The sequence below is a fragment of the Photorhabdus africana genome, assembly GCF_035181445.1.
In the GTDB taxonomy this organism is placed as follows: domain Bacteria; phylum Pseudomonadota; class Gammaproteobacteria; order Enterobacterales; family Enterobacteriaceae; genus Photorhabdus; species Photorhabdus laumondii.
In genome coordinates this window covers 1-461 of record NZ_JAXBVE010000187.1, presented here as the reverse complement: position 1 = coordinate 461, position 461 = coordinate 1, and the positions used below count along the sequence as shown (strand labels likewise).

Annotated in this window: 1 pseudogene; it reads right to left on the bottom strand. The window is 58.4% G+C overall.

Features of this window, described 5'->3' with window-relative positions:
• Nucleotides 1-461: pseudogene (locus SLS51_RS23340) on the bottom strand (ImcF-related family protein); the annotation flags it as partial.

Here is a 461-nt window from a genome sequence, read left to right as displayed (position 1 = left end):
CCACGCCTGATTTAACGGCTGCACGAACATCGTCTGACCCAAACCGCGCCATTGGTCACCCAAACTGGCCGCCATCAGATTGCCGTAACCTTGCGTCTCCGTCAGGTCGGTGCTTTTGCCCTGAAACACCGTCTGCGCCAGCCTTCCCGCCATTTCCAACGGGTCATCACTGGCGTTCATCTGTTGCAGTTTCAGCCGCACCTGTGTGACCCGGGTCAGGAAGGTTTGCAAATTGAGGGTGTTGTCCGCCGTTATGACATCCGATGCCTTATTTTTCCCCAGCAGCGCCAGTAACGGCCCGAAGGTGCGGTCCATTGGCCCGCTCAGTTCAGGAGCCTGCGGGTTAATCGCCGGCACCGCCGTTTTATTCAGCAACGCCTTCGCGGATTTCACCAGTGACGCCGATAACGCCGGGTTCGGTTGCCCAGTCTGTCCCTGATACGCCACGGTGTTCATTAGCG